20 protein-coding genes are annotated in these 26,535 nt (G+C 64.6%); 9 read left to right on the plus strand and 11 right to left on the minus strand.

From position 1 onward, the window contains the following. Positions 1-31 precede the first annotated feature (31 nt). From ACSQ3S_RS06685 to ACSQ3S_RS06710, 6 genes are all read left to right on the plus strand, one after another. A complete protein-coding gene (locus tag ACSQ3S_RS06685; protein ID WP_436141917.1) occupies positions 32-1,450 on the plus strand; it encodes an MFS transporter in 1,419 nt (472 codons plus the stop codon). 25 nt (positions 1,451-1,475) lie between these two features. Next, positions 1,476-2,294, plus strand: a complete 819-nt coding sequence (locus ACSQ3S_RS06690) for an HDOD domain-containing protein (RefSeq protein ID WP_176654677.1) — start codon at positions 1,476-1,478, stop codon at positions 2,292-2,294. Between the two features lie 145 nt (positions 2,295-2,439). Then, complete coding sequence (locus ACSQ3S_RS06695) at positions 2,440-3,204, plus strand: FadR/GntR family transcriptional regulator (RefSeq protein WP_176654676.1); 765 nt, start codon at positions 2,440-2,442, stop codon at positions 3,202-3,204. A 149-nt stretch (positions 3,205-3,353) separates the two neighbouring features. Continuing rightward, complete coding sequence (kdgD, locus tag ACSQ3S_RS06700) at positions 3,354-4,265, plus strand: 5-dehydro-4-deoxyglucarate dehydratase (protein WP_436141918.1); 912 nt, start codon at positions 3,354-3,356, stop codon at positions 4,263-4,265. Between the two features lie 70 nt (positions 4,266-4,335). Beyond that, a complete protein-coding gene (locus ACSQ3S_RS06705) occupies positions 4,336-5,913 on the plus strand; it encodes an aldehyde dehydrogenase (NADP(+)) (RefSeq protein ID WP_436141919.1) in 1,578 nt (525 codons plus the stop codon). Continuing rightward, the gene (locus tag ACSQ3S_RS06710; RefSeq protein ID WP_176654673.1) at positions 5,901-6,776 is read left to right on the plus strand and encodes an SMP-30/gluconolactonase/LRE family protein; all 876 of its coding nucleotides are present in this window, start codon (positions 5,901-5,903) and stop codon (positions 6,774-6,776) included. Before ACSQ3S_RS06705 ends, ACSQ3S_RS06710 begins: the two co-directional genes overlap by 13 nt. Positions 6,777-7,037: 261 nt before the next feature. On the opposite strand, the gene ACSQ3S_RS06715 is transcribed toward ACSQ3S_RS06710, so the two are convergent. The 7 genes from ACSQ3S_RS06715 to ACSQ3S_RS06745 form a co-directional block, all read right to left on the minus strand. After that, positions 7,038-7,523 (minus strand): hypothetical protein, encoded by a 486-nt coding sequence (locus ACSQ3S_RS06715; RefSeq protein ID WP_436141920.1) that lies wholly within the window; start codon positions 7,521-7,523, stop codon positions 7,038-7,040. Between the two features lie 29 nt (positions 7,524-7,552). Further along, positions 7,553-9,394: a glycoside hydrolase family 28 protein gene (locus ACSQ3S_RS06720; RefSeq protein WP_436141921.1), complete on the minus strand. Its 1,842-nt coding sequence runs from the start codon at positions 9,392-9,394 to the stop codon at positions 7,553-7,555. 10 nt (positions 9,395-9,404) lie between these two features. Continuing rightward, on the minus strand, positions 9,405-11,906 hold the full coding sequence (locus tag ACSQ3S_RS06725; RefSeq protein WP_436141922.1) for a pectinesterase family protein: 2,502 nt from the start codon (positions 11,904-11,906) through the stop codon (positions 9,405-9,407). A gap of 119 nt (positions 11,907-12,025) precedes the next feature. Further along, a complete protein-coding gene (locus ACSQ3S_RS06730) occupies positions 12,026-12,832 on the minus strand; it encodes a rhamnogalacturonan acetylesterase (RefSeq protein ID WP_436141923.1) in 807 nt (268 codons plus the stop codon). 56 nt (positions 12,833-12,888) lie between these two features. Next, positions 12,889-14,763 carry a glycoside hydrolase family 28 protein gene (locus ACSQ3S_RS06735; protein WP_436141924.1) on the minus strand — a complete coding sequence of 625 codons (1,875 nt, stop codon included), beginning with the start codon at positions 14,761-14,763 and terminating at the stop codon, positions 12,889-12,891. Positions 14,764-14,771: 8 nt separating this feature from the next. Then, positions 14,772-17,495 carry a TonB-dependent receptor plug domain-containing protein gene (locus ACSQ3S_RS06740; protein ID WP_436141925.1) on the minus strand — a complete coding sequence of 908 codons (2,724 nt, stop codon included), beginning with the start codon at positions 17,493-17,495 and terminating at the stop codon, positions 14,772-14,774. Positions 17,496-17,725: 230 nt separating this feature from the next. Continuing rightward, positions 17,726-18,430: a FadR/GntR family transcriptional regulator gene (locus tag ACSQ3S_RS06745; protein ID WP_176654665.1), complete on the minus strand. Its 705-nt coding sequence runs from the start codon at positions 18,428-18,430 to the stop codon at positions 17,726-17,728. 307 nt (positions 18,431-18,737) lie between these two features. Between ACSQ3S_RS06745 and garD the strand changes: the two genes are divergently transcribed. Next, positions 18,738-20,300 (plus strand): galactarate dehydratase, encoded by a 1,563-nt coding sequence (garD, locus tag ACSQ3S_RS06750; protein WP_176654664.1) that lies wholly within the window; start codon positions 18,738-18,740, stop codon positions 20,298-20,300. Between the two features lie 29 nt (positions 20,301-20,329). Continuing rightward, a complete protein-coding gene (locus ACSQ3S_RS06755) occupies positions 20,330-21,136 on the plus strand; it encodes an NAD-dependent epimerase/dehydratase family protein (RefSeq protein ID WP_353399736.1) in 807 nt (268 codons plus the stop codon). Here the strand turns inward: ACSQ3S_RS06755 and ACSQ3S_RS06760 are convergent. Continuing rightward, positions 21,124-22,044 (minus strand): LysR substrate-binding domain-containing protein, encoded by a 921-nt coding sequence (locus tag ACSQ3S_RS06760; RefSeq protein WP_436141926.1) that lies wholly within the window; start codon positions 22,042-22,044, stop codon positions 21,124-21,126. The genes ACSQ3S_RS06755 and ACSQ3S_RS06760 overlap by 13 nt on opposite strands. A 115-nt stretch (positions 22,045-22,159) precedes the next feature. Here ACSQ3S_RS06760 and ACSQ3S_RS06765 point away from each other — a divergent pair, with 115 nt between their 5' ends. Further along, complete coding sequence (locus ACSQ3S_RS06765) at positions 22,160-22,558, plus strand: RidA family protein (RefSeq protein WP_176654661.1); 399 nt, start codon at positions 22,160-22,162, stop codon at positions 22,556-22,558. Here ACSQ3S_RS06765 and ACSQ3S_RS06770 read toward each other — a convergent pair. The 3 genes from ACSQ3S_RS06770 to lepB form a co-directional block, all read right to left on the minus strand. Continuing rightward, positions 22,524-24,905, minus strand: a complete 2,382-nt coding sequence (locus ACSQ3S_RS06770; protein ID WP_436141927.1) for a CPBP family intramembrane glutamic endopeptidase — start codon at positions 24,903-24,905, stop codon at positions 22,524-22,526. The two genes, ACSQ3S_RS06765 and ACSQ3S_RS06770, sit on opposite strands and share 35 nt — an antisense overlap. After that, positions 24,902-25,642 carry an ABC transporter ATP-binding protein gene (locus ACSQ3S_RS06775; protein ID WP_176654659.1) on the minus strand — a complete coding sequence of 247 codons (741 nt, stop codon included), beginning with the start codon at positions 25,640-25,642 and terminating at the stop codon, positions 24,902-24,904. Before ACSQ3S_RS06775 ends, ACSQ3S_RS06770 begins: the two co-directional genes overlap by 4 nt. A gap of 89 nt (positions 25,643-25,731) precedes the next feature. Then, positions 25,732-26,418: a signal peptidase I gene (gene lepB, locus ACSQ3S_RS06780; protein WP_353399745.1), complete on the minus strand. Its 687-nt coding sequence runs from the start codon at positions 26,416-26,418 to the stop codon at positions 25,732-25,734. Positions 26,419-26,535: the final 117 nt, after the last annotated feature.

Here is a 26,535-nt window from a genome sequence, read left to right on the forward strand (position 1 = left end):
CGCATCGACGCGAACGCAGCCAGGGCCGGACATGACAAGCAACACCCCGGCGCCGACCGCCAGCAAATGGATAGCCTTGCTGGTGGCCGGCGCCTTCTTTATGGAGAACCTGGACGGCACCGTGATCACCACGGCCGTGCCGGACATCGCCAGGACATTCGGCGTGGCGCCTCTGGCGCTGAACATCGGCGTCAGCGCCTACCTGCTGACGCTGGGCGTGTTCATCCCGATCAGCGGCTGGGTGGCCGAACGCTTCGGCGCGCGGCGCGTGTTTGCCGCAGCGCTGGCGATCTTCACGCTGGCCTCCGTTTTGTGCGGCATGGCCGACGGCCTGAGCGAGTTCGTCTGGCTGCGCGTGCTGCAAGGCGCGGGCGGCGCGATGATGGTGCCGGTCGGGCGCCTCGTGGTGCTCAACAACACGCCCAAGGAACGCCTGATCGCCGTCATCGCCACGCTGACCTGGCCGGCGCTGGTGGCGCCGGTGCTCGGCCCGCCGGTGGGCGGCTTCATCACCAGCTATGCCTCGTGGCGCTGGATTTTTTACCTGAACCTGCCGCTGGGCGTGATCGCGCTGGCGCTGGCCTGGTGGCTGGTGCCCGACCAGCGCGCGGCGGCGCGGCGGCCGTTCGACTGGCCCGGCTTCCTGCTCAGCGCCAGCGCGCTGCTGCTGCTGACCTGGGGCGCGGAGGTGGCGGGCAGCCTGCGGCCGGACTGGCTGGAGGCGGGCGCCTGCATCGCCGCCGGCGCCGCGCTGCTGGCCGCGCTGGGCTGGCATTTGCGCCGGGCCGCGCATCCGCTGATCGACCTCGGTTCGTTCGCGATTCCCACGTTCGCCATCACCATCGTCGGCGGCTCGCTGTTCCGTATGGCGATCGGCGCGGTGCCGTTCCTGCTGCCGCTGATGTTCCAGCTGGGCTTCGGGCTGGACGCCTTCCATTCCGGCCTGCTGGTGATCGCCGTCTTTGCCGGCAACCTGATGATGAAGCCCGCCACCACGCCCATCCTGCGCCGCTTCGGCTTCAAGCCGGTGATCCTGGTGAACGGCCTGGCCAACGTCGCCACGCTGGCCGCGTGCGCCTTGCTGACGCCGTCCACGCCGGTGTGGATCATCGGCGCCGTGCTGTACGCTGGCGGCCTGACGCGCTCGATGCAGTTCAGCGCCCTCAACACCATCGCCTTCGCCGACGTGCCGCAGCAGCGCATGGCGGCGGCCAACACCTTGTTCAGCACCGCCTTCCAGGTCGCGCTGGGGCTGGGCATCGCGCTGGGGGCGACCGGCGTGCGGCTGGGCCACTGGAGCGCGCAGGCGTTCGGCATCGCCGACTGGCCGGCCATCGACTACCGGCTCGCTTTCCTGCTGGTGGCGCTGGTCAGCCTGTTGGGTCTGGCCGACGCTTTGCGGCTGGCGCCGGCCGCCGGCGCCCATGTTGCGAAGGGAAGCGCTGGTTAGCGGTATATGGCGCTATAATGTTGCTATGGAAAAACTAAGAGACTATGCCGATATCGTTGCCCAAGCTTCGCGCGGGGAACTGGTCTTTCCAACCAGCGTCAATGCCGCATTGCGGCTGCAGATGGCGGTGTCCGATCCCGATTGCGAAACCGAAGACGTGATCCGCAAGGTGCTGGGCGAGCCGCTGCTGGCGGCGCGCACCGTGGCGCTGGCCAATGCCGTGGTGTTCAACCGCAGCGGCGCGCCGGTGACCAGCGTGCGCTCGGCGGTGCAGCGGGTCGGCTTCCGCAACCTGTACACGATGGCGGCGGCGATGGTGGTGCGCCAGTTCGGCAGCCCCATCCGCGACGCCGCGCTGCGCGCCCAGGCCGAGCAGCTGTGGCGCCATTCGGCCCATGTGGCCGCGCTGGCCCATGTGATCGCCCGCAGGCTGACCAACACCGATCCCGATACCGCGATGTTCGCCGGCATCGTGCACGAGGCAGGGGGCTTTTACCTGCTGTCGCGCGCCGACGAGATCCCGGGCTTGCTGGACGATCCCGACGACTGGGCCGGCGCCGCGCAGGAAATCATCTGTCGCGAGGTGATGCGCAAGATGGCCATCCCCGATCCGGTCAGCCAGGCCATCGTGTCGCTGCGCGGCGCCACGCTGACGCCGCCGCCGCTGGGTCTGCGCGACACGCTGCTGATCGCCAAGCGGCTGGCGCCGGTCGCCTCGCCGTTGGCGCCGACAACGGAGCACGCCAGCCTGGCCGGCTTCTTCAGCGACAACGCCGCGCTGCAGCAGATCGTGCTCGAGTCGGCCGACGAGGCCGCATCGATGAGCGCCGCGCTGCTGGCCTGAGCGCCGGTAGAACTAGTCCATACCCACTAATTGTGGTCAAAATAGTGTCTAAGGCACAATTTTCGTCAAAACTCTGGCAATATGCGCTTCGTGCGACACGCAGGAAGCGTGTATGCTTATAGTCGTCATACAACAGTGAATAACCATGAACCAGACCGCAGCCGCCATGTCCGCTCCCACCGTCCTCGTGCCGAAGAAGAAGCACCGCAATCTCGCCCAGGGCGTGGTTGAGGCCTTCACCAACAGCATCCAGGCCGGCACGCTGAAGCCGGGCGAAAAGCTGCCGACCGAATCGGTGATCATGGAGATGCACGGCGTCAGCCGCACGGTGGTGCGCGAGGCGATCTCCCACCTGCAGGCGGCCGGGCTGGTGCAGACCCGCCACGGCATCGGCACCTTCGTGCTGGAGCCGCAGCCGGCCAACCTGCGGATTTCGTCCGACACCATCCGCACCATCGGCGACGTGCTGGCGATCCTGGAACTGCGCATCAGCCTGGAGACCGAGGCGGCCTGGCTGGCGGCCACCCGCCGCAGCGAAGAGCAGGTGCAGGAAATGGGCGCGGTATTGCGGCGCATCCAGAATTCGCAGAACCGTCCGGGATCGGTCGAGTCGGACGTGGCCTTCCACCTGCTGATCGCGCAGGCCACCGGCAACCGTTATTTCGTCGACATCCTCAGCGACCTGGGCAACGCCATCATCCCGCGCGCCCGCGTCAACTCGGCACAGCTGGCGCATGACGACCCGGCCGTGTACCTGGAGCGCGTCAACCGCGAGCACGACGATATCTACAACGCCATCCTGCGCAAGGATGCGGAGGCGGCCCGTGCCGCCATGCGCACCCATCTGAGCAACAGCCGCGAGCGCCTGCGCCGCGCGCAAGAGGGCATCGCCGCCGGCGAGCCGGCGTAAAAAAAGCAACGACTGGCGGGCGATTCGGCAGTTTTTGCTAAATTGCTTGCTCACAAACGGATATGGTTGTACGATGTCATACAACAGGTGGCGAGTATGCCGCCGAAGTTCCCATCCACATAGCTCAGACGTCGATACTTGGAGACCTTATGCAACCGAATGAACTCAAAAAAATCCTGTCCTCTGGCCTGCTGTCGTTCCCGGTAACCGACTTCGACGCAGAAGGCAACTTCCGCAAGTCGACCTATATCGAGCGCCTGGAATGGCTGGCACCGTACGGCGCCAGCGCGCTGTTCGCCGCCGGCGGCACGGGTGAGTTCTTCTCGCTGACGGCCAACGAATACACCGACATCATCAAGACCGCGGTCGACACCTGCGCCGGTCAGGTGCCTATCCTGGCCGGCGTCGGCGGTCCGACCCGCGTGGCCGCCGCCTACGCCAAGGAAGCCGAGCGCGTTGGCGCCCAGGGCCTGCTGCTGCTGCCGCACTACCTGACCGAAGCAAGCCAGGACGGCCTGATCGAACACGTGGCCGAGGTCTGCAAGGCGACCAAGCTGGGCGTAGTGGTCTACAATCGCGCCAACTGCCGCCTGACGCCTGACTCGCTGGCCAAGCTGGCCGACCGTTGCCCTAACCTGATCGGTTTCAAGGACGGCGTCGGCGATATCGAGCTGATGGTCTCGATCTGGCGCAAGATGGGCGACCGCTTCAGCTACCTGGGCGGCCTGCCCACTGCGGAAGTTTATGCGGCCGCTTACAAGGCTTTGGGAACCCCGGTATACTCGTCGGCGGTGTTTAACTTCATGCCTAAGCTGGCGATGGACTTCTATCGCGCGGTGGCCTCGGATAATCACGCCGAACAAAACCGCATGCTGGATGAATTCTTCCTTCCTTACCTGGAGATCCGCAACCGCAAGGCAGGTTACGCAGTCAGCATCGTCAAGGCCGGCGCGCGCCTGGCGGGCCACGATGCGGGTCCGGTGCGCGCACCGCTGACCGATCTGACCGCGGAAGAATGCGACATGCTGCATAAGCTGATGCTCAAGCAGGGCGCTCAGTAATCAGCAAAGGTTTTTCAGCTTTAAAACAAGCGCGGCTCGTCCGCGCTTTTCACACATCTAAGGAGTGGTTATGCAAATTACTGGCGAAATGATTATTGGCCGCAGCGCGGTTCTGGGCAAAGAGGGTTCGATGAAGGCGATCGACCCGTCGCGCAACGTGGAAATCGAGCCGGCCTTCGGCCTGGCCGGCGCCGCCGACCTGCAGCGCGCCTGCGAACTGGCCGACGCTGCCTTCGACGCCTACCGCGCCACCAGCCTGGAAGTGCGCGCCAAGTTCCTGGAAACCATCGCCGACCGCATCATGGACCTGGGTCCGGCGCTGATCGAGCGCGCGATGCAGGAAACCGGCCTGCCGCAAGCCCGCCTCGAAGGTGAGCGCGGCCGCACCTGCAATCAACTGCGCTTGTTCGCCAAAGTCGTGCGCGACGGCCGCTTCCAGTCGGCCACGCTGGACAGCGCGCTGCCGGAACGCACCCCACCGCGCAGCGATCTGCGCCTGCGCAAGATCGGCCTGGGTCCGGTCGCCGTGTTCGGCGCATCGAACTTCCCGCTGGCGTTCTCGGTGGCCGGCGGCGATACCGCGTCGGCGCTGGCCGCCGGTTGCCCGGTCGTGGTGAAAGCCCACTCGGCTCACCTGGGCACCTCGGAACTGGTGGGCAAGGCCGTGGCCAAGGCCGCCGCCGAGTGCAATATGCCTGAAGGCGTGTTCTCGATGCTGATCGGCTCCGGCCAGACCATCGGCCAGAACCTGGTCAGCCATCCGGCCATCAAGGCTGTGGGCTTCACCGGTTCGCGCAACGGTGGCGTGGCGCTGATGAAAACCGCGGCCGCACGCAAGGAGCCTATCCCTGTGTACGCCGAAATGAGCTCGATCAATCCCGTGTTCCTGCTGCCGGGCGCGCTGGACAACGCCAGGCTGCCGCAGGCGTTCGCCGATTCGCTGACCCTGGGCGCCGGCCAGTTCTGCACCAACCCGGGCCTGCTGATCGGCCTCAAAAGCGACAAGCTGCAAGCCTTCGTCGACGCCGCCGCCGGCACCTTGGGCGCAAAGGGCGCAGCCACCATGCTGACCCCGGGCATACACAAGGCCTACGTCACCGGCGTGCAAACGCTGGCAGGCGTCAGCGGTGTCAAGCAGGCCGCCGCCGGCCAGGCTTCCGACGCGCTGCCATGCGGCGCGCAAGCCTTCCTGTACCAGGTCGACGCGCACACCTTCCTGACCGATCCTGCGCTGGAAGGCGAGATCTTCGGACCTACCTCGCTGCTGGTGGTGTGCGACGATGAAGCGCAAATGCTGGCCGTGGCCGAACACGTCGAAGGCCAGCTGACCGCAGCCGTACACGCCACCGCCGCCGACCGCGAACTGGCCGCGCGCCTGATGCCTGTGCTGGAACGTAAAGTCGGCCGCATCCTGTTCAACGGTTTCGGTACCGGCGTGGAAGTGTCGCACGCGATGGTGCACGGCGGCCCGTACCCATCGACCTCGGACAGCCGTTCGACGTCGGTCGGCGCTTCGGCCATCGACCGCTTCCTGCGCCCTGTCTGCTACCAGGACGTGCCTTCGTACCTGCTGCCTGAATCGCTGACCGACGAGAACCCGCAAAACATCCCGCGCGTCGTCAACGGGGATCTGGCGTGGAACGCGTAAGCGGCGTTGCTTGCACGGTGGGAGAAAGCCCGACCTGGAGCGCGGCGGAATCGGCCTGGTACTGGGTCGATATTCCCGCCAAGCGCGTGTGGCGGCTGGACGGCGCCACCGGCGCGGCGCGCTTCTGGACCACCACCGAGATGGTCGCGTGCGTCGCTGCCAAGTCGAACGGCGGTTTGATCGCGGGCATGGAGACCGGCATCTTCAGCCTGGAGCTGGGCGAGGCGGAAGCCGCCGTCCAGACCAGGCTGGCGGCGCCGGTGGCCGGCCTGGGCGCGGGCATGCGCTTCAACGACGGCCGCTGCGATCGCCAGGGCCGCTTCTGGAGCGGCACCATGTTCATGGACATGTCGGCCGCGCGCGCGGTCGGCGAGTTGTATCGCTATGATGCGCGCGGCATTTCTGCGCCGGTGGTGTCGGAGCTGATCACCCAGAACGGCTTGGCGTTTTCGCCGGACGGCCGCACCATGTACCTGTCGGATTCGCATCCGGCGCGCCGCATGGTGTGGGAGTTCGACTACGACATCGACGACGGCGTGCCGTCGCACAAGCGGGTGTTTGCCGATCTGTCGACCTATGTGGGCCGTCCCGACGGCGCCGCGATTGACAGCGACGGCTGCTATTGGATCTGCGGTAACGACGGCGGCGTCGTGCTGCGCTTCACGCCGGACGGCAAGCTGGATCGCCGCGTCGAGGTACCGATGCTGAAGCCCGCCATGTGCGCCTTCGGCGGCAAGGATCTCGACACGCTGATGGTCACGTCCATCGTCTCCGGCAAGCCGGAGGATGCGGAGTGGGGCGGTTCGGTCGTGCTGCTGCGGCCTGGCGTCAAAGGCGTGGCGGAAACGCCGTTCGCTGCGTAATGCGGGGGCAGATGCTGCAACGGTGTCTGCCCTTTTTGTTTGCGGCTTTGCTGGCTACCGATCCCGACGTGATCCGCGTCGGCGACTACTTCCGCGTAACGCCCGAGCGAAGGCCTGTTCGTTTGGTCTGCGTCAAACGAACGGTACTGCTACCCGGACAATAAGGCGTTAGCCGCACTGACCGAAATCATCAAAATCGGCGCGCTGCCGATGGCGACGCTGGTGATCTCGTTTTACTTTTCTAACGGCACCAAAAAGTGATCACTGCTTCTTCAAGACTACTTTGAACTGGGTGATCCATTTATCCTTGATGATCATCTCGCTGAAGGCTTCGTAAGCGTCGGGACCTTTAAGCGTCCAGCGGACGCGGTAGGTCAGGGCTTGCCCGCCGCCGACGTATTGCGTGGCGGGGAATTCGAAGCCGGTGGCGGTTGGCACCACCGTGCCCCGGCTGTAGCCGCCGAGGTTTTCGATGTAGAGGAACGCCACTTCCTTCGCCTGTGAGTCGTAATAGTAGGTCGTCTCGCCCACGTAGTCAGGCTTACCCGGAGTGCGCACGGTATGCACGTCGCGCAGCGCCTGGCTATCGTAAATCCACTGGAAGCAATGCTCATCGCTTTGCTTGCCTTCGATCAGATCACCCTTCCAGCAATGCCCGGCCAGGAAAGCCATCGGCTTCAAAGCTTCGACAGGCGCGGCCTGCACGGCGGCGGCGGACAACAGCAACAGTATGAGCAATGGACGCATGGCGGGCCTCTTGGAATAATTCGGGCAGTTTACACCGACAGCGTGGCGTTGTGCACTTTGCCACCGATGGTGACGTTCTTCAGCATCAGTCCCTTGACGTTGTACAGGAACCAGGGCTGCGCGGTGTTGACAGGCGTGCCGAAATCGCAATCGGTGATGGTCACGTCCGTCACCGGCACAACGGCGGGCGTGGGTTGCGGGCCGTTGTAGTCGGACGCCACCGGGCCGAGTATCACTATCGCCTGATAGCACGACGCGGACTTGCCATCCTTGGTCTTCACATTGCCCACCTTGACGTTCGAGATATGCACGTTGCTCACCACCGGCGGCCGCGTGCGGACGTTGTCGCTGATCGGCGTGTAGTCGCAATCGAAGGTGACGATGGCGCCGGCCGCCGTGGCCACGGTCTTCGACTGGATCGGCGATCCAGGCAGCGACGCATAGAACGAAGGGCTGGTCTGCACGCCGTTGGGAATCGAGATGTCGCGCACGTAGAAATTGCGCAGGTAGCCGCCGCGATTCATGTTGGTCTTCAAGCGGATGGCGGTGTTCAGCGGGTTGGTGGCCCAGTTGATGTTCTGGAAAACCAGCTTCTGCGCAAACACGTTCTGGATGCCGCCGGCCATCTCGCTGCCCAGCGTGACGGCGCCATGGCCGCTCTGCATGGTGCAGTTCTGGATCACGATGTTTTGCGAAGGACCGTATTGCGTGTCCAGATCCTTGCCGGCCTTGATGGCGATGCAGTCGTCGCCGGTGTCAAAGGTGCAGCCGTCGATCAGCACGTGGTCGCAGGCTTCCGGGTCGAAGCCGTCGCTGTTCGGTCCAAGGCTTTCGCAATGGACCTTTCGGATGACGATGTTGCGGCAGTGGACAGGGTGGTGCTGCCAGAATGGCGTGTGCGTGACGTGGTAGCCCTGCAGCAGCACGTTGGTGCAGCCGATCAGCTGGATCATCGGCGGACGCAGGTAGTGGCCGATGCCGAACACACGCCTGGACAGCGGCACGCCCGCTTCAGACAGCGCCGGCAGATACTGGCCGTCCGCGCGCCAGCGCTGGCCTTCGCCTTGTATCAGCAGGCGTTCCGCCTCGGTCAGCAGCGGCGCGACGGTGGACAGCGACGCGGCGTTCAACGGGTTCTCGGTGTTCTCCGACATTTTGCCGGCCTTGTAGTTCGGCGTGGAGCCTTGCGCCACGGCGTTCAGGGTCTTCAACTTGCCTTTCCAGGTCCACCAGCAGTCGCCGGCTTCGTTGAAGGGCACGCCGCCCTGGCCGTTCAGGATGCTGGTCCAGTCGTCGCCGGTCAGCGCGATGTTGTCCTGGCCGTAGGCGTAGATCATCGACGAGAAATTCAGGCAGTCGTTGCTCTGCCAGCGCGAGATCGAGAGTTTGCCGTTCTTCCCGCAATCGATGTCGCCATACTTGGCGTAGTCCAGCGGGTTGTTGCTGAAGTAGATCTGCGCGCCCGCGCTCAGGTGCAGGTTCACGTTCGACAGCATGACGATGGGACCGGCGCAGTACCAGTTCCCGGAGGGGACCAGCACGCGGCCGCCGCCCGCTTCGCTGCAGGCCTTGATGGCGGCGGCGAAGGCCGGGTAGCAATCCGGCGAACCGGCGGCAGGCGTATCCACCGTGTCCTGTTCTTCGAACGAGATCCAGGCCTTGACCTTGGACAGCTTGCAGGTCTGCGCGCCGTATGCGGTGATGACGAAATCCTGCTTGCGGAAGTTCGTCGGCCGGGAGACATGGTCGATGATGGCTTGCGCCTGCAGCCATGGATCGGGCGCGGTGGCGGCTACGGCGGGGATGCCGAACGACAGGCCCGCGGCCGGCAAGGCCTTCATCAGGTTGCGGCGCTGGGTGTTGATAGTCATGCTGGTTTCCTTATTCGTCCGAATTGTTGAATTCACCGAGGTAGATATCCGCTGGCGAGGGTTTGCTTGTGTAGCCGAGATCCTTGACGGGATCGATGCCGGCCTTGATCAGATTGTTCCAGTGGTCGTCGGAGTTGTATTGGGCCGGACGAAAGGCCAGCGTGCCTTCCTTGTTCCAGTCGGACCAGGGGCGCGTGCGATTGATGTGTGAGCCGATGCGGGAATTGAGCACAACCATTTTGCCGACTGCTTCCAGCGAGACCTTGGCGATCGTCCCCTTCGGTGCCTGATAGCCATTGGCCGGGCCGTATGTGCAGGAGTAGCCGTCCACAGGCACCTTGCTGTATGGCGTGCACCGGGAACTGTGGAACCACTGGCGCAGCAGATAGAAGGTTCCGGCCTTGGCGTTGGCGGAACCGTCGTGCGTGAAGCGGCAGTTGTCGAAGACGAAGCCGTAGCGCGTCCTGACATGGGTATCCGGCGCGGCGGCGTAGGACAGGCCGCGGTCACCCAGCGATTTGATTTCGGTCTGGTGGAAGTAGGCGGTGCTGTCGCCGAAGATGAAATCGACGTCGCCTTCGATGTAGGACCTATTGAAGAAGCTGCGCGAGGTGCTGCCGGTCTGCGGCGATTTGAGGTACAGCGTGTCCTGGAAACCGATCAGGCGGATATTTTCGAACTGCGACTTGTCGGCGCCGTCCACTTGCAGGGCGAGCGCTTGATGGTGCACGTTGTTGATGTTGGGGAGTTCCTCGGCGCGGGCATTGCCGCTGTCCTTGTTGTAGCCGTTTTCGAAAGTCAGGTTGCGCGCCTGGAAGCCGTCGTTCCGCACCCAGACAGTGGCGGTGCCGAAGGTGCCGATCTGCGCGCGGTCCTTGATGCTTGCGTACATCGCCTGCACGTCAACGGGCGCCTTGGCGAACTGCGCGCCGTATTGGGCGGCATAGGCGGCGCCGGTGTTGGAGGCGTCCAGCTTCGCGGTGATCCTGGTGACGGCAGAGTCCTTGCCTTCTCCGTACATGGTGATCGGCGGCGCCGATGCCGGGATGTAGACCAGCTCCTGATAAGTTCCCGGCTTCAGCAGCATGTACAGGCGTTTGGCAGGATGATCCTTGCTGTCGGCGAGCGCGCGGTTGACGGCTTCCTGTACGGTGTTGAACAGCTTGATGCCGTCGGCGGCGGCAGACTTGTCGACGATGTAGTCAGGCGTGAAGGCCGCGCCTTTTGCCAGCGGATCGGACAGCGGATCCCACGGATCGGTGGTCTCACTACCGGCGGCGCCGACGTATTTCAGCACTTCGGCGTAAGAGAATTGCCTGGCTTGCTCGATGCTGAGCTGTGGGCGATTGGTGGCCTGCACAGGGTAGACGGGGAAACGGCCATCGCAGAAAGCTTGCGAAGTCGCCGTCGCGTCGCCGGTCAGCCGGGCGAATTCGATCTTGCGGTCGGCTTTGCCGGCGATGCCGACGTCACGCAGCGTCGCCTGCAGCGGATGCTGTTCGTCGTAACCTTGCATGATGATGCGGCCCGGCGTGATGGCGTGCACGCGGTCGAACTCGATGTTGCCATAGACCGGAACCTGGTTGCCTTCCGCGCGCGGGTTGTAGCGGGTGCTGATGTCGATCGGAGCCTTGACATCCCGCAGGCAGACATTGCGATAGATGGTCTGGTCGACCACGCCGCCGCGCGAGACGTCGCTCTTGATGCGCAGGCCGGACGTGGTGCCGTCCATGCTCAGGTCATCCACCAGCACGCGGCGCACGCCGCCATTCGTCTCGCTGCCGATCGACATGCCGTGGCCGCTGTAGAAGTGGTTGTGCAGGATGGAGATGTTCTCCGTCGGTCCGTTGTTGCCGGCCTTGATGGCGACGTTGTCGTCCCCTGTCCGGATATGGCTGTGGGCGATGGTGATGTTGCGCGACGAGATAGGATCGATGCCGTCGGTGTTGCGCGCGGTGGCCGGCGTGTCGATGCGCATGTCCCAGGCGGTAAAGCCATCCACCTTGTTCAGCGTGACATGGAAGTTGGGCGAATTGCGCAGCGTGATCTTGTGCAGCGTGAAGTCCTGCGAACTGGTGACTTCGATCAGGCGCGGCACGTTCTGGCGTGCGTCTTCCTTCTGCGCGCGGCGAGCCAGCTGCCACCACGATTCCGTGACGCCGTCGACCACATGGCCGCCCTGGCCATCGATCACGCCCGCGCCAAAGATGCCGCTGCCCTTGGTCTGCTCGGCGGTGATGAAGGGCTTGCAGCCTTTGCCCAGCTTGTCGACGGTGCCGCAGGTGCCTGCGCCGCGATCGAACAGCTTTGGATTGGTGCTGGCGTACAGCGTCACACCGGCGTCGACCAGCAGGCTGACGCCGCTGCGCAGCGTCAGCGGGCCGGCGACGAAATTCTGTTTCTCGTTGTTGGCCGATAGCCGTACGGCCTGACCGATGGCACATTTGTCGATGGCAGATTGAATGCGGGCGGTGTCGTCTTTGCCGGGAGTGTCGGTAGTGGCAGTCAGCACTGCGCATGATGGCGGGGCGACTGGTTCCGCGACGGTGCGCGTGTCCTGCGCGCGCACAGGTGCCATGGCCGCCGCTGTGAGCATGGTGGCGGCCGTGGCTACCAAGCGCAGGCCACGCATTATTGCTCGCTTTCCGGTTTGAACTGGCCGGCCGTTTCCGGCAAGGTGCGCTTCATCTCTTCCATCACCATGCGCGAGAAGTAGGCGGCGCCTTTGGTGCCCAGGTGCGTGCGGTCGAAGGCGGATTTGGCGGCGCCGGCGACTTCCACCTTGCCTGCCACCAGCGACGCTTCGGTGGCCTTGTCGGGACGCGGCGCCATGGCCAGCGTATCGGCTTCATCCTCGCCCATGGCTTGCACGGCGGCGTAGCTTTCGGCGTTCAGGTCCAGCAGCGCGACGTGCTGCGCGGCGGCGGTGGCGCGGATAACTTCCACCCACGGCAACAGATTGTTTTCCAGGACCTTGTTGGTGAAGCTGCGGCGGGTCAGCGGCGTGACCAGTACCGGTACGCCGCCGAGAGCCTTCACTTCCTGCACGTAGCGGGTCATGTTGACGGGGAATTCTGTTTTCAGGTCGGTCGAGCGGCCCGGTTTTCCCGGCTGGTCGTTATGGCCGAACTGGATCAGCACGTAGGTGGCGCGATAGGCGGCGGCGCCGCGCAGCAGGCCCTCGACTTCATCCCAGCGGCCTTCGGCGCGGAAGCTGCCGGAACTGCGGCCGCCCTTGGCGAGGTTGATGCAGGTATTGGCGCGGTTGATGCGGCCGCAGAAGGCGTCGCCGTAGCCGCTGGTGTTGGCCATCGTCGAATCGCCGACGAGGATCACGCGGATCGGCTTGGCCGGCGCGGGTGCAGGCATGTCGGCGGCGCGACCGGCCGCGCCGGCCAGTGTCAAGGCGGCGGCAATGGTGAGGCTCTGGAAGTTCATGATGATATCCGGGATAAAAAAAAGGCGCCGGCCGCGTCGCGGTCCGGCGCCTGGACTCAGGCGGAGAAACTCTTGTTGACAGCCTTGCCGGCTATCTTGACGTTCTTCAGCTTCAGACCCTTGACGTTATAGAGATACAGCGGTTTGTCGGCGTTGACCGGCGTGCCCAGGTCGCAGTCGCTGACTTCGATGTCGGACACCGGCAGCACCACCGGCTTGCCCGGGCCGTTGTAGTCCGACGCCACCGGCCCCAGGATCACGATCGCCTGGTAGCAGGAGAACTTGCCATCCTTGGTCTCGACATTGGCACAGGTCACGTTCGAGATCCGTACATGGCTGACACTGGGCGGACGTATCCGCACGTTGTCGTTGATCGGATCGTAGCCGCAATCGATGGTGATGATGCCGCCCGCCGATGTCGCCACCGACTTGTTCGGTATCAGCGAGCCTGGCAGCGACGAGTAGAACGCCGGCGTGGTGCGGATACCGTTCGGGATGTGCACGTTCCGCACATGCATATTGCGCAGATAGCCGCCGCGGCTCATGTTGGTCTTCAGGCGGATCGCGATGTTCAGCGGATCGGTCTTCCAGTTGCTGTTCTCGAACACCAGGTTCTGCGCGTAGATGTTCTCGATCCCGCCGGACATGATGCTGCCCAGCGTCAAAGCCCCGTGGCCGCTCTGCATCTTGCAGTTCTGGATCACGATGTTCTTGGCGGGTCCGAACTGGATGTCCGGGCCCTTGCCCGAGTCGATCGCGATGCAGTCGTCGCCGGTGTTGAAGTGGCAGTCCTCGATCAGCACGTTGGTACACGACTCCGGGTCGAAGCCGTCGCTGTTCGGACCCATGCTGTTGGCATAGATCTTCTTCACGTGCATATTGTGGCAGTTGACCGGGTTGTGCTGCCAGAACGGCGTGTTGGTGGTCTGGTAGCCTTCGAACAGCACGTTGGTGCAGCTGATGAACTGCACCATGTGCGGACGCAGGTAGTGACCGAGGCCGAAGATGCGCTTCTCCACCGGCACCCGGGCTTCCGCCAGCGAACGCAGATAGTAGGAGTCGGTGCGCCACTTGTCGTTCGGGCCCTGGATGAACAGGGCTTCCGCTTCGCTCAGGTGCGGCGCGACTTCGCGCAGCGAGGTCGGATTGGCCGGATTGACGTGCACTTCGGTCTTGCCCTTGGTGTGCTTGACGTAGTTGCCGGCGCCGGCGGCGATGTCGCCGGCCCAATTCGGTTTCTCTCGGCCCTTGTACGACCACCAGCAATCCGGATCGCCGTCGAAGGCGACGCCGGCCTGGCCGTCCAGGATGGCGCTGTTGTCCTCGCCGGTCAGGGCGATGTTGTCCTGGCCGTGGGCGTAGATCATCGATGAGAAGTTCAGGCAGTCGTTGCCCTCCCAGCGCGTGATCGACAGCTTGCCGTTCTTACCGCAGTCGTAGGCGCCGTACTTTGCGTAGTCGGCCGGGTTGTTGCTGAAGTAGACGTGGGCACCCGCCTTCAGGTGCACGTTCACGTTCGACAGCAGCACCACCGGGCCGGCGCAGTACCAGCTGCCGGCAGGGATCACCACGCGGCCGCCGCCGGCCTTGTGGCAGGCGGCGATGGCCGCGGCGATGGCAGGGTAGCAGTCATGCGAGCCGGAGACCGGGGTTTGCAGCGTGTCCGACTCGGTGAACGAAGTCCATGCCGTCACCGCTTTGGTCTGGCAGGGAGCCGCGCCGAAAGCGGTGATGGTGAAATCCTCGTCGCGGAACTTCAGCGGCTTGCTGACGCGGTCGATGATCGCCTGCGCCTCCTTCCACGGATCGGATGCTTTCGCCGTGGCCGCCATCGCCGCCGGGCCGGCGGCGCCGGTCAGGCCCGCAGCCGACAGGGCCTGCAGGAAGCGGCGGCGGCCGAGGCCTTCGCGTTTCTGTTCGTCGTTATGCATCTGCTCTCTCAATAGAAGGTGTAGGTTGCACGGACGTTGTAGGCGCGGCCGATCGGGCTGGCGGCGCTGCTCAGGTAACCGAAGCTATACAGGCTGCTGTTGGTCACTGGAGGATTCACGTTGAACAGATTGGTGATGCCGCCGGTGATCTGGATGTTCTTGAAGCCGTTGTAAGTCGTGGTCCAGTTCCATACCTTGTACGAGTTGATGTTGCGCCAGTACTGCTGCGCCACCAGGTTCTGGTCGGTGTACTTGGAGTTGTAGTTCTGGGTCATCTGCATGTTCCAGTTGCCCTTGGCCCAGTTCAGCTTCAGCGTGTGCTTCCAGCGGAAGGTGATGATAGGCAGGCTGCTGGTGGTGCCGTTGCTGGCCAAGCCGAACTGGCCGACGTTCGATACGTACGGGCTGCCCTTGTCCAGCTGATTGTCGAACTGGGTCAGGTAGGTGCCGTCGATCGATGCCTTGAAGTCGCCGTAGTCGGTGCGCGGGAAGGCGTACGAAGCCGAGACGTCGACACCGGCCGCTTTCTGGCCGCCCAGGTTCATCGTGGTGTTCTTGATGTAGTTGATCGTCCCGTCGGCGTTGCGCACGAAGTACGACGCATACTTCACCGGATCGAGGAAGTAGACCTGCTCCGGCAAGTTCGCCAGCATGTCGGTCATCTTGATGTTCCAGTAGTCGATCGACACCATCGACGACTTGGTCGGCTCGAACACGGTACCCAGCGTGAAGCCCTTCGATTTTTCCGGCACCAGGTCGGGGTTGGAGCCGGTCTGCTTGGGCAGCGTGGTGTTGCAGACTGTCGAAGCGACATAGCCCGGCAGCGCCTTGCCGGTGCCGGCCACTCCTGGGGTGCCGCCCGGGCACAGGACCGGATCGTCCCACTTGGCGGCGGTCAGGCCGGTGGCGCCCGGCAGGCGGTAGCCGTAGCGGTCGAACAGCGTCGGTGCGCGGAAGCCGGTGTTGGCCGAACCGCGGAACATCAGCTGCTTGGTCGGTTCGTAGCGGAAGCTGACCTTGGGATTGATGGTGTTGCCGAAGTCGCTGAAATGGTCGTCGCGCACGGCGGCGTTCAGCTCCAGCGTTTTGGTGATCGGCACATTCAGCTCGGCGAACAGCGCGGCGACGTTGCGGTTGCCTTCACCGTGCGACGGCACGGCGCTGGCGTAGGTGACTTCGCCGCTGATCGGCAGCTTGGTGTCTTCGGTGGTGTCGCGGTGGAAGTCTGCACCCAGCGCCAGCGCCAGCGAGCCGCCTTCCAGTTCCATCAGCGAGCGGCTGGCGGTCAGGTCGACGCCGGTGAAGGTGCTCTTCGAGGTGCGGTTCTTGGCGCCGTCCACCTTGATGGTGTCCAGGTAGGCCTTGCCGTCTGCGTCCTGCAGGCCGAACGGATTCAGGGCGCCGCTCTTCAGGCCGTCCAGCAGGCCCTGGCCCTTGACGTAGCCGGAGTAGTAGTAGTTGTCGCGGTTCGAGATGCCGACCACCAGGCCGGCCTTGTAGTCCCAGCCCGCCAGCGTGCCCTCGTCGCTGACCGAGAAGCGCTGGTTCAGCTGGACGTCCTTGGTGGTGGCCAGGCCGAGGTCGGCCACGGCCCAGGTCAGGGTCAGCGGTGCGTTGTTCAGGCCAGCCACGGCAGGCACGCCGCCGGCTTTGCCCGGATACCATTTGCTGGTCGATGGCAGCGTGGCGCTGACGCCGCTGACGGCCAGCGCATTGGTCGGGTTCTTGGTGCCGAGGATGAATTCCTCGCCGCGCGAGTAGTCGACGGTGACGACGTGGTCTTCACTCAGCTTCTTGGCGGCGCGGGCGTAGAACGTCACTTGCTGGTTGGCGTACAGCGCGGTGCCGTATTCGTTGGCATCAAGGACGCAAGTGCCCTTCTGGCCGACGATCGAATAAGGAGCCAGGCAGCCGCTTGCGGCGTACGGGTTCTGCGCGGTCTTGTTGGTGGAGGTGGTGAAGTTTGCAGGCGTCGCGTTGCCGCCGGTGCCCAGCGTAGGCGGACGGCCGATGCTGGTCAGCAGGGCGGCGGAGCTCAGGTCGGCGCGGTCCCTGGCGGCCAGGCGGGTGCGCTGGTGGGCGTCGATGGTGCCGTAGACGCTCCAGCCGTCGCGTTCCAGGTTGCCCTTGCCCCAGGTGATGCTGGCGCGCTGCTCGTCGCCGCCGCCGTTCTTTTCAGGCTGCACTTCTTGGCCGGTCAACGACAGGCCTTCGTACGAAGTCTTGGTGATGAAGTTGACCACGCCGCCGATCGCGTCGGAACCGTAGATCGACGAAGCACCGTCGCGCAGGATCTCAACGCGGGACAGGGCGCTCATTGGAATCACGTCCAGGTTGGCATAGCCGTCGGCGATCGCCTCGTTGGCCATGCGGCGGCCGTTCAGCAGCACCAGCGTGCGGTTGACGCCCAGGCCGCGCAGGTTGATGTTGGTGCCGGAGCCGGCGTTCGACGGCGCCAGCGATGCCGATTGCGGCAGCGACATCATGACGTCGGCCAGCGTGGTGATACCTTGTTTGATGAAGTCTTCGGCCTTGACGGTGCTGACCGGCAGCGATGCCTCGGTCGCCAGGCGCTTGATGCTCGAACCGGTCACCTCGACGCGGGTCATCGCCTCGCCGGACTGCTGTGCGGCAGCCTGGTTGGCCAGCGTCAGCACAGCCACGGTAATGGCCGACAACAGCAGCCGGGGTTGGGCGGAACGTTTTTGGACCGAGTGATCGGACTTGTTCATGCTTGTCTCCTTCGTTTTTTGAATAAAGTTATGCGTCGTGCTGAATGTGCACTGGACGTGATTGGAGCACCTCGCGTACTCCGTGCCGTTGAGACGAGGGCTGCTGCGCGATGGCAGGCCGAGGTCGCAAACCGGTCGATAACTTGATTACTTTGTTCGCGGACCGGCATCGAGGCCGGTCCTGCGGTATTGCTGCTGTTACTGCTATTGCTGCGGCTACTGCCGATGCTTCATCCGCGCGAGAAGGTGCGGGTCACGCGTTCGAGGTGGGCGCGCATGGCTTTGCGCGCCGCGGCCGGATCGTGGGCGGCAATGGCCTCCAGGATGCGGCGGTGATCCTTCAGTGTCTCCTGGCGCAGCTCCTCGGTCTGGAAGTGCTCCTTGAGCTTGTGCCACAGGCGGCCGCGCTGGTCCCACAGGTAGTTCAGCGACCCGACCAGCGCGCTGTTGCCGGTGGCGCGCGCGATGGCGATGTGGAAGTTGCGGTCGGCCTGTTCGTTGCTTGAATAGTTGGCGTGGTTCTGTTCCATCTCGACCACCGCCTTGAGGATGGCGTCGATGGCGCTGTCGGTGGCGACGCGCGCGGCGATGGCGGCGATTTCGGATTCGATCAGGCGGCGCGCGGACAGCACTTCAAACGGCCCGGCACCCGCTTCCGGCAGGTCGGCGGCGACCGGCTCGGGCACGTCGCTGACATAGACGCCGGAGCCGCCGCGTACTTCGATCACGCCGCCCAGTTCCAGCGCGATCAGCGCTTCGCGCAGCGAGGCGCGGCTGACACTGAGCTTGGCGGCCAGGTCGCGCTCGGACGGCAGGCGTTCGCCGGCGGCGATGTTTTCGTTCTGGATCAGCTCCTGGATGCGGTCGGCCACCACGCGGTACAAGCGCGGTTCGTGGGTGTTGCCGTCGGCTGGAGCGGAAGATTTTTTCAACATTTGTCTCATCTCGTTAGTGGCATTGTCTTGCCATCTGGTCAGGCCATTCTAAGGTGGTCAGACCAAATATGCAATGTGGACTAGCCAAATTAATTTTTAGCTGTCATACTAAAATCATCAAGCAGCCGTATGACGACCGGTTTTTTCAGGGGAGAAGCCCCGGAATAATGCGGTTCTCAGGCTGTGGCGTCAAGGCCACAACCAGCGGCCGGCCGGCCACGAACCAACTGGCCTGACCACTTTGCAGCACTAAAAAACAACGCAAAAACAACGTTCGCCGGGACCTGGGCCCGGAAAAGGAATTCAGATGACGACACCGACGAGCGCAGGTACGCCGCGCTACATCCTCATGCACGACAACGATAACGTCGCGATTGTCGTCAACGACGGCGGCCTGTCCGCCGGCGCCGTCTTCGCCAGCGGCCTGGCGCTGCTGGAGGCGATCCCGCAGGGACACAAGGTCGCGCTGAGCAGCCTGGCCAAGGGCGACCCGATCAAGCGCTATAACGTCACCATCGGCTACGCGGCGCGCGACATCGCCGCCGGCAGCTGGGTCAACGAACAGAATGTGGACATGCCCGCCGCGCGCGAACTGGTCAACCTGCCGATCGCCACGGTCAAGCCGCCGCCGGCCGAGCCGCTGGAGGGCTACACCTTCGAGGGCTTCCGCAATCCGGACGGCAGCGTCGGCACGCGCAACATCCTGGCCATCACCACCACCGTGCAGTGCGTGGCGGGCGTGGTGGAAGTCGCGGTCAAGCGCATCAAGGACGAACTGCTGCCGAAGTATCCGAACGTCGACGACGTCGTCGGCCTGGAGCACACCTACGGCTGCGGCGTGGCGATCGACGCGCCGGGCGCGATGGTGCCGATCCGCACGCTGCGCAATATCAGCCTGAACCCGAACTTCGGCGGCCAGGCCATGGTGGTCAGCCTCGGTTGCGAAAAGCTGCAGCCGACGCGTTTGTTCCCCAAGGGTTCGATCCCGATCCAGAACGGCGGCGGCGCCGATCCGGCGCTGGTCTGCCTGCAGGATGCGCAGCATGTCGGCTTCATGTCGATGATCGATTCGATCGTGAAGCAGGCCGAGATCAACCTGGCCGCGCTGGACAAGCGCCGGCGCGAGACCGTGCCGGCGTCCGAGCTGGTGGTCGGCGTGCAGTGCGGCGGCAGCGACGCCTTCTCCGGCGTGACCGCCAACCCGGCCGTGGGCTTTGCCACCGACCTGCTGGTGCGCGCGGGGGCCACCGTGTTGTTTTCCGAGGTGACCGAAGTCCGCGACGGCATCGACCAGCTGACCTCGCGCGCCGCCACACCGGAAGTGGCCGAAGCGATGATCCGCGAGATGGAGTGGTACGACAATTACCTGAAGCGCGGCGGCGTCGACCGCAGCGCCAACACCACGCCCGGCAACAAGAAGGGCGGCCTGTCCAACATCGTGGAGAAGGCGATGGGCTCCATCGTCAAGTCAGGCAGCAGTGCGATCTCGGGCGTGCTGTCGCCGGGCGAGAAGCTGACGCAAAAGGGTTTGATCTACGCCGCCACGCCCGCCAGCGATTTCATTTGCGGCACGCTGCAGGTGGCTGCCGGCATGAACCTGCACGTCTTTACCACCGGCCGTGGCACGCCGTACGGCCTGGCCGAAGTGCCGGTGATTAAAGTCGCCACCCGCAACGAGCTGGCCGCCCGCTGGCACGATCTGATGGACATCAACGCCGGCCGCATCGCCAGCGGCGAGGCCACCATCGCGGACGTCGGCTGGGAGATGTTCCAGCTGTTGCTGGATGTCGCCAGCGGACGCCGTACCTGGGCGGAAAAATGGAAGCTGCATAACGCACTGGTGCTGTTCAACCCGGCCCCGGTGACCTGAAAACACGAGAATAGACACGAGACCTGAAAATGACCAAACCATTCAAACGATTGCTGCTGACCGGCGCCGCCGGCGGCCTGGGTAAAATCCTGCGCGACCGCATCAAGCCCTGGGCGGATGTGGTGGTGTTGTCCGATATCGCCGACATGGGCGAGGCCCGCGAAGGCGAGGAAATCATCCAGTGCGACCTGGCCGACAAGCCGGCCGTGATGAAGTTGCTCGAAGACGTGGATGCGGTGCTGCATTTCGGCGGCATCTCGACCGAGAACGTGTTCGAGAATATCGTCTCGGCCAATATCGTCGGCACGGCCAACCTGTATGAGGCCGCGCACAAGCACGGCGTCAAGCGCATCATCTTCGCCAGCTCGAACCACACCGTCGGCTTCTACCGCAACACCGACTACATCGACGCGGACGCCCGCACGCGCCCGGACAGCTTCTACGGCGTCAGCAAATGCTTCGGCGAGCAGCTGGCGAGCTACTACTTCGACCGCACCGGTCTGGAGACGGTTTGCCTGCGCATCGGCTCGTCGTTCCCGGAGCCGGTCGATCCGCGCATGATGGTGACGTGGCTCAGCTACGACGATCTGGTCGAGGCGCTGCGCTGCTCGCTGTTTGCCCCGCGCGTGGGCTTTACGATCCTGTTCGGCGTCTCGGACAACCAGTCCAAGTGGTGGGACAACAGCAAGGCCTCGCATCTGGGCTTCAACGCGAAGGACAGCTCGGCGCAGTTCGCGGCCAAATTCCCGGCCACCGGCGCCTATCCCGGGCCGAACGCCGCCGTCACCTATCACGGTGGCGGCTTCGCGCTGGCGGAAATGCGCTACAAGGACTGAGTGGCGGCCACCAGCTCGTCTATCCACCCGATGAACACGCGCAGCTTGGCGCTGAGGTGGCGGTTCTGCGGATAGGCGAGGTATAAAGGCATGGGATCGAGCCGCCAGTCCTCGAACAGGGTGGCCAGTTCGCCTGCCGCCACGTGCGGCGCCGCCATGTAGCGCGGCAGCCAGAGCACGCCCATGCCGGCCAGTCCCGCCGCCAGGCAGGCGTTGCCGTCGTCGGCCGCGACCACATAGCGGCCTTTCAATTCCAGCGATTCTTCCGCGCCGTTGCGGTGGCGCCTGATGCGTGCGGTCGCGATGGTGCCGCTGCTGGAACGCAGGAAGCCGACGATGTGATGCGGCGCCTGCTCCAGGTCGCGGGGATGCGCCGGCGTTCCCGCGCCGCGCAGGTAGGCCGGCGCGGCGTATGCGCCTAGCCGCAAGTTCGCGACGCGGCGCGCCACCAGCGACGGCACGGTGATTTCCCCGCCGCGCAGCACGCAGTCGACGTTCTCGCCAATGACATCGACATTGCGGTCGCTCACGCCCATGATGACCTGGATCTCCGGATAGCGCCGGTGGAACTCCGGCAGCGCCGGCATCAGTATCAGTCGCGCGAACGGGCTGGGAACATCGATGCGCAGGCGTCCGCGCGGTGCGGCGAGATCGCCGGCCAGCGCATGGTCCGCATCTTCCAGGTCGCCCAGCAGGCGCACCACGCGCTCGTAGTAGGCCGCGCCTTCCGGCGTAAGCTTGACCTGCCGCGTGGTGCGGTTCAGCAGTTTGACGCGCAGGCGCGCCTCCAGTTGCTGCACCAGCTGCGACACCGTGGTCTTGCTCATATTGAGCGTTTGCGCCGCCTTGGTGAAGCTGCCTGCTTCCACTACACGGGCAAACGCCTGCAGCGTGTCGAATCTGTCCATGGGTTTTCGGGTTCGATTGTTTGGGATCGCCAAACAGTCATTGTACGTCTTGCCTGTTTATCGTTCGGCGGGATTTTTCTACAGTCTCGGTATCCCATCACTGTAGGAGTTAGTCATGTCTGTACGCGACGTAGTTTTTCCCGCCGGCCGCCAGGCGCTGTATGAACGCAACCGTTATTCGCCGGCGATCCGGTCCAATGGCTTTCTGTTCGTGTCGGGGCAGGTCGGCAGCCTGCCCGACGGCTCGCCGGAGCCAGAGCTGGAAGCCCAGGTGCGCCAGGCATTCGAGAATCTGAACGCGATCCTGGCTGCGGCGGGCGGCAGTTTCGAGGATGTCGTCGACGTCACCGTGTTCATGGTCGATCCGGCGACGAGGTTCGAGCGCATCTGGTCCGTCGTCGGCGAGTTCTGGGGCGATGCGCCGCATCCTACCGTTACCGCTGTCGGCGTCACCTGGTTGTACGGTTTCGATTTCGAGATCAAGGTAATAGCCAGAGCTGCGAACCGAGAATGACCGCGTTGTATGAGGCGTGGACCAGCATGGGCGCCAGCAGGCTTTTGCTGCGCTCGTAGGTCCACGCGGTGCACAGGCCCAGAACGAATACCGGCAGCATCGACAGCGGCGGATGGACCACGGCGAAGACCGCTGCGCTCATCATCATGGCGCGCGGCGCGGATATCGAGCGCCGCAGGCCGCCGTAGATCAGGCCACGAAAGATGAATTCCTCGCACAACGGCGCGACCACCACGGCCAGCAGCATGATCCAGCCACGGCCGCCTGTCGATGCCGCGGTCTGCCGGGCGACGTCCGCCCACAGCGCCGAGTGGTGCAGCGCGGCCAGGTAGCCCACGCCGGCGATACACGCCACGCCGGCCGCCAGCGCGCCATGGCGCAGCGATTGCGCGACATCGCCGCCGCGCAGGATGGCCGGCACGCCGGCCGCCTTGCTGCGCCAGTAGCTGAAGCGCATCAGCGCATATACCAGCGCGCCGGCCGCGGCGAAGGCGATGGTCATGGATTTCGGATCGATGGCCTTCGGGTCCCGCGCGATCACCAGCACGACGATGCCCTGCAGGATGAAGAAGGCGGTGGCGGCGATCAGCCCGTCGGAGGTCGATACGCGCGGCGGCGGAGCTGCGGCCGGATCGAGCAGATAGGGCAGGGCGTCGCGCGCCTTCTGCCACAAGGCCAGCGCCATCGATGCGATCAGCACCATCACCACCAGCTTTTGCGACCACACGCTGCTGTAGATCGACCAGGTGTAGAAGCTGGCCAGCAGCATGTAGAGATAGATGTAGGTCGGCCGCACGCGGGAACGGACGTCGACCGCCTGCGGATCGCAGGCGAACACGCCCAGCGAGACGGCGATCATCGAGTAGATCGGAATGCCGGCGAAGACGATCAGCAGCAGCACCAGCATGGTCCAGTCGAACTGCGTGGTGTACCAGGCGCTGATGCCGATGACGACCAGTGGATAGACCATGGTCAGCACGCCCCACAGCTGGGCTTTTTCCTTCAACACGCTCTCGATCGAGCGCGGCACGGTGTACAGCAGCCACAGTACCTGGCCTTCGTTGTTCAGCGTCTGGAAGGCCGACAGCATCAGCACGTAGACGCCGATGCCGAAGGCGATGGCGGCGGCGGTGGTGTGGTGCTGGCCCAGCTCCGCCAGGCTATTGAGCTTGCCGTTGAAGACCATCTGGCTGACGACGATCACCACCGGCAGCAGCAGCGTTTGCACCAGGAAGTTGCGGTCGCGGCTCAGCAGCCGCAGCTCGCGGCGCTTGATCGGCGACAGCGCGTTGGACAGCCGGCTGCGCAGGTTGCCGCTGGAGGCAGCCGGCAGCTTGCGCCGCACGCTCTCCCTTGAACCTGAATTGACGACGCCATTGCGCAGCTGGTAGCGCATCAGCGCTACCCCGGCCCACAGCAGCACCGCGGTCTGCGCCAGCAGCATCGCGATGATGTGCACGGCCCGGCCCCAGTCGGGCGCCTGCATCGCTTGCAGCACCAGCCCCGGCGGCGTCCAGCCGGCCCATGCCGGGAAGGCGCGCGCCCAGTCCATCACAAAGCCGCTGGCGCCGGGCATGCCGAGCGCCATGACGAAGTAGATCAGCGGCATGCTGAACAAACCGGTGACGGCCTGCAGGTTGCGCAGCTGCGAGGCCGGCAGCCACATACGCAATCCGGTGTCGGCCAGCGTATGCAGCAAGGCGGCCAGCGGCAGCAGCATGAGCGCCGCCAGCAGCGCCGCCAGCGGCGCGAACCAGGCCAGGTTCGAATACCAGGCGATCATGGCCAGTGGCGGCAACAGCGCGAACATGCCGCTGAAGTTGGCGGCGCTGCGCTCCAGCAGCCGTCCCCACAACAGCGTCGAGCGTTCGACCGGCATGGTCACCAGCCATTCCATGTCCCAGTCGGGTTGCGCCAGCTCCTTGCTGCCCAGCGGGAGCAGGACGGCGATGCCGAACAGCAGCGTGACCACCATCGTCAGGCCGCCGGCCAGCTCGGGCTCGAACGGGGCCTTGTGCAGTTCGACGGCGGACGCTTCAAGATTGCCCTGGCGGGCGCCGTGCTGGTCGACCTGGTTGCAGGCGCTGTCGGCCACCAGGTGGCACTGCATGTTGAGCACCACGTTGCGCGACAGGCTGAGGAAGGAGAACGACATGAACAGCACCATCAGCAAGGTCAGCACCCACAGACCACTCTTTTTGCCGGCGATGCCGTCGCGCGCCTTCTTCTTGCGGAATTTGCGGAACAGGTTATTGGCCACCGTATTGCGCTGGCGGGTCAGGCGCATTTTTGTCATCAGCCAGATGGCGCGTGCCTGCGTCGGCGGCTGTGCTGTTTGCTGCGTCATTCGGCGCTCTCCGCCGCCGCTTCGTCGGTGATCTTCAGGAACACGTCTTCCAGCGAGCCGCTGGCCGAAGCCTCTGCGCGGATTTCGTCGAGCGTGCCGGTGGCCGCCAGCTGGCCGTGGTGGATGATGCCGACGCGGTCGCACAGCTTTTCCGCCATGTCCAGCAGGTGGGTGGAGACGAAGATGGTGACCCCGCGCGCGGCCGCCGCCAGCAGGCGCTCCTGCACGTCGCGCGAGGCGCGCGGATCGAGGCCGTTGATCGGTTCATCGAGGATCAGCACCGCCGGGTCGTGGATCAGCGCGCAGGCCAGGCCGAGGCGCTTCTTCATGCCCAGCGAGTAGTTGACGGCGTAGTCCTCGGCCGCTTCCTCGAGGCCGAACTCGGCCAGCAGGCTGGCGCCGCGGCGGGCCGCCTCGGCGCGCTCGAAGCCGTGCATCTCGGCGACGAATTGCAGGATCTCGCGGCCGCGCAGGTAGTCGTAGAAGATCGGCGTGTCGGGCAGGTAGCCCACGCGGCGCTTGACCTCCGCCGGCTCGGCGTGGCAATCGAGGCCGTCGATCAGCACGTGGCCGGCGCTGGGCACCAGGATGCCCATCATCATGCGGATGGTGGTGGTTTTGCCGGCGCCGTTGGGGCCGAGGAAGCCGAACACTTCGCCGCGTTTGACGGTCAGCGTCAGCGGTTTGACGGCGCTGAAGCCGCCATAGATCTTGGACAGTCCCTGGAATTCGATCATGTTAACCCTCGCGCCGCCACCATGACGGCCTCGGCAATGTTATGAAATTATCTAGCTATCATAACATCGCCATGGCGCGAAGGGCTGCATCACGGGGAGGGATACAGGCTCATTCCGAAGCGTTCGGTGCGCGGATGCCAGTTGCCGGTGATGTCGGCCGAGGCCAGCACGCGCTCGGCGCGGCCGATCAGCAGCGCGCGCGGCACCAGGCCGATGTAGCGCGAGTCTTCGCTGTTGTCGCGGTTATCGCCCAACATCATGTACTGGCCGGGCGGCACGGTGACCGGCTCGAAATTGCGGCGCGCCTGCAACTGCGGCAGCAGCTGGATAGGATGCCCGGTGCCTTGGGCCTGGCCCAGCGATTCGCGCACGCGCACGGCGGCCAGGTCGCCCACGCCCTTGATGGTTTCGGTGCCGTGGCCCAGCGCCGCGTAGCCGGCCTGCTCGCCGTTGATGATCAGCTGCTCGTTGCGCATCTCGACGCGGTCGCCCGGCAAGGCGATCACGCGCTTGATCAGGCGGATGCCGGTGGTGGGCGACGAGAAGGTGACGATGTCGCCGCGCTGCGGCTCGCCGGTGGTGCCGATGACGATGTCGGTCAGCGGCACCTTGACGTTGTAGGCCAGGCGGTTGACGAAGACCACGTCGCCTTCAAGCAGGTTGGGGTGCATCGAGGCGGACGGGATAGGATTCCAGTCGGCGACAGCGGTGCGGAAGATCCCGAACAGCATCAGGAACAGCAAGAAGCCCTTGTTGGCGCGCATCCAGTTTTTCATTTCATCTCCCTTGTGAGCGATACCGTAGCGGCATGTTGACGTTGTATCCTTAAACATAGCTTAGCAACGGCCTTGCTTCGGCGCCGGCCTAACTATCGCGGTGAAATTGCTGGCATT

Origin of the sequence: Duganella sp. LjRoot269 (genome assembly GCF_964254095.1) — a bacterium.
Classification (GTDB): domain Bacteria; phylum Pseudomonadota; class Gammaproteobacteria; order Burkholderiales; family Burkholderiaceae_D; genus Rugamonas; species Rugamonas hordei.

Coding starts and splice junctions, on each gene's coding strand:
- ACSQ3S_RS06685 (WP_436141917.1), top strand. CDS start 32: ATGACAAGCAACACCCCGGCGCCGACCGCCAGCAAATGGATAGCCTTG.
- ACSQ3S_RS06690 (WP_176654677.1), top strand. CDS start 1,476: ATGGAAAAACTAAGAGACTATGCCGATATCGTTGCCCAAGCTTCGCGC.
- ACSQ3S_RS06695 (WP_176654676.1), top strand. CDS start 2,440: ATGAACCAGACCGCAGCCGCCATGTCCGCTCCCACCGTCCTCGTGCCG.
- kdgD (WP_436141918.1), top strand. CDS start 3,354: ATGCAACCGAATGAACTCAAAAAAATCCTGTCCTCTGGCCTGCTGTCG.
- ACSQ3S_RS06705 (WP_436141919.1), top strand. CDS start 4,336: ATGCAAATTACTGGCGAAATGATTATTGGCCGCAGCGCGGTTCTGGGC.
- ACSQ3S_RS06715 (WP_436141920.1), bottom strand. CDS start 7,523: ATGCGTCCATTGCTCATACTGTTGCTGTTGTCCGCCGCCGCCGTGCAG.
- ACSQ3S_RS06720 (WP_436141921.1), bottom strand. CDS start 9,394: ATGACTATCAACACCCAGCGCCGCAACCTGATGAAGGCCTTGCCGGCC.
- ACSQ3S_RS06730 (WP_436141923.1), bottom strand. CDS start 12,832: ATGAACTTCCAGAGCCTCACCATTGCCGCCGCCTTGACACTGGCCGGC.
- ACSQ3S_RS06735 (WP_436141924.1), bottom strand. CDS start 14,763: ATGCATAACGACGAACAGAAACGCGAAGGCCTCGGCCGCCGCCGCTTC.
- ACSQ3S_RS06740 (WP_436141925.1), bottom strand. CDS start 17,495: ATGAACAAGTCCGATCACTCGGTCCAAAAACGTTCCGCCCAACCCCGG.
- ACSQ3S_RS06745 (WP_176654665.1), bottom strand. CDS start 18,430: ATGTTGAAAAAATCTTCCGCTCCAGCCGACGGCAACACCCACGAACCG.
- garD (WP_176654664.1), top strand. CDS start 18,738: ATGACGACACCGACGAGCGCAGGTACGCCGCGCTACATCCTCATGCAC.
- ACSQ3S_RS06755 (WP_353399736.1), top strand. CDS start 20,330: ATGACCAAACCATTCAAACGATTGCTGCTGACCGGCGCCGCCGGCGGC.
- ACSQ3S_RS06760 (WP_436141926.1), bottom strand. CDS start 22,044: ATGGACAGATTCGACACGCTGCAGGCGTTTGCCCGTGTAGTGGAAGCA.
- ACSQ3S_RS06765 (WP_176654661.1), top strand. CDS start 22,160: ATGTCTGTACGCGACGTAGTTTTTCCCGCCGGCCGCCAGGCGCTGTAT.
- ACSQ3S_RS06770 (WP_436141927.1), bottom strand. CDS start 24,905: ATGACGCAGCAAACAGCACAGCCGCCGACGCAGGCACGCGCCATCTGG.
- ACSQ3S_RS06775 (WP_176654659.1), bottom strand. CDS start 25,642: ATGATCGAATTCCAGGGACTGTCCAAGATCTATGGCGGCTTCAGCGCC.
- lepB (WP_353399745.1), bottom strand. CDS start 26,418: ATGAAAAACTGGATGCGCGCCAACAAGGGCTTCTTGCTGTTCCTGATG.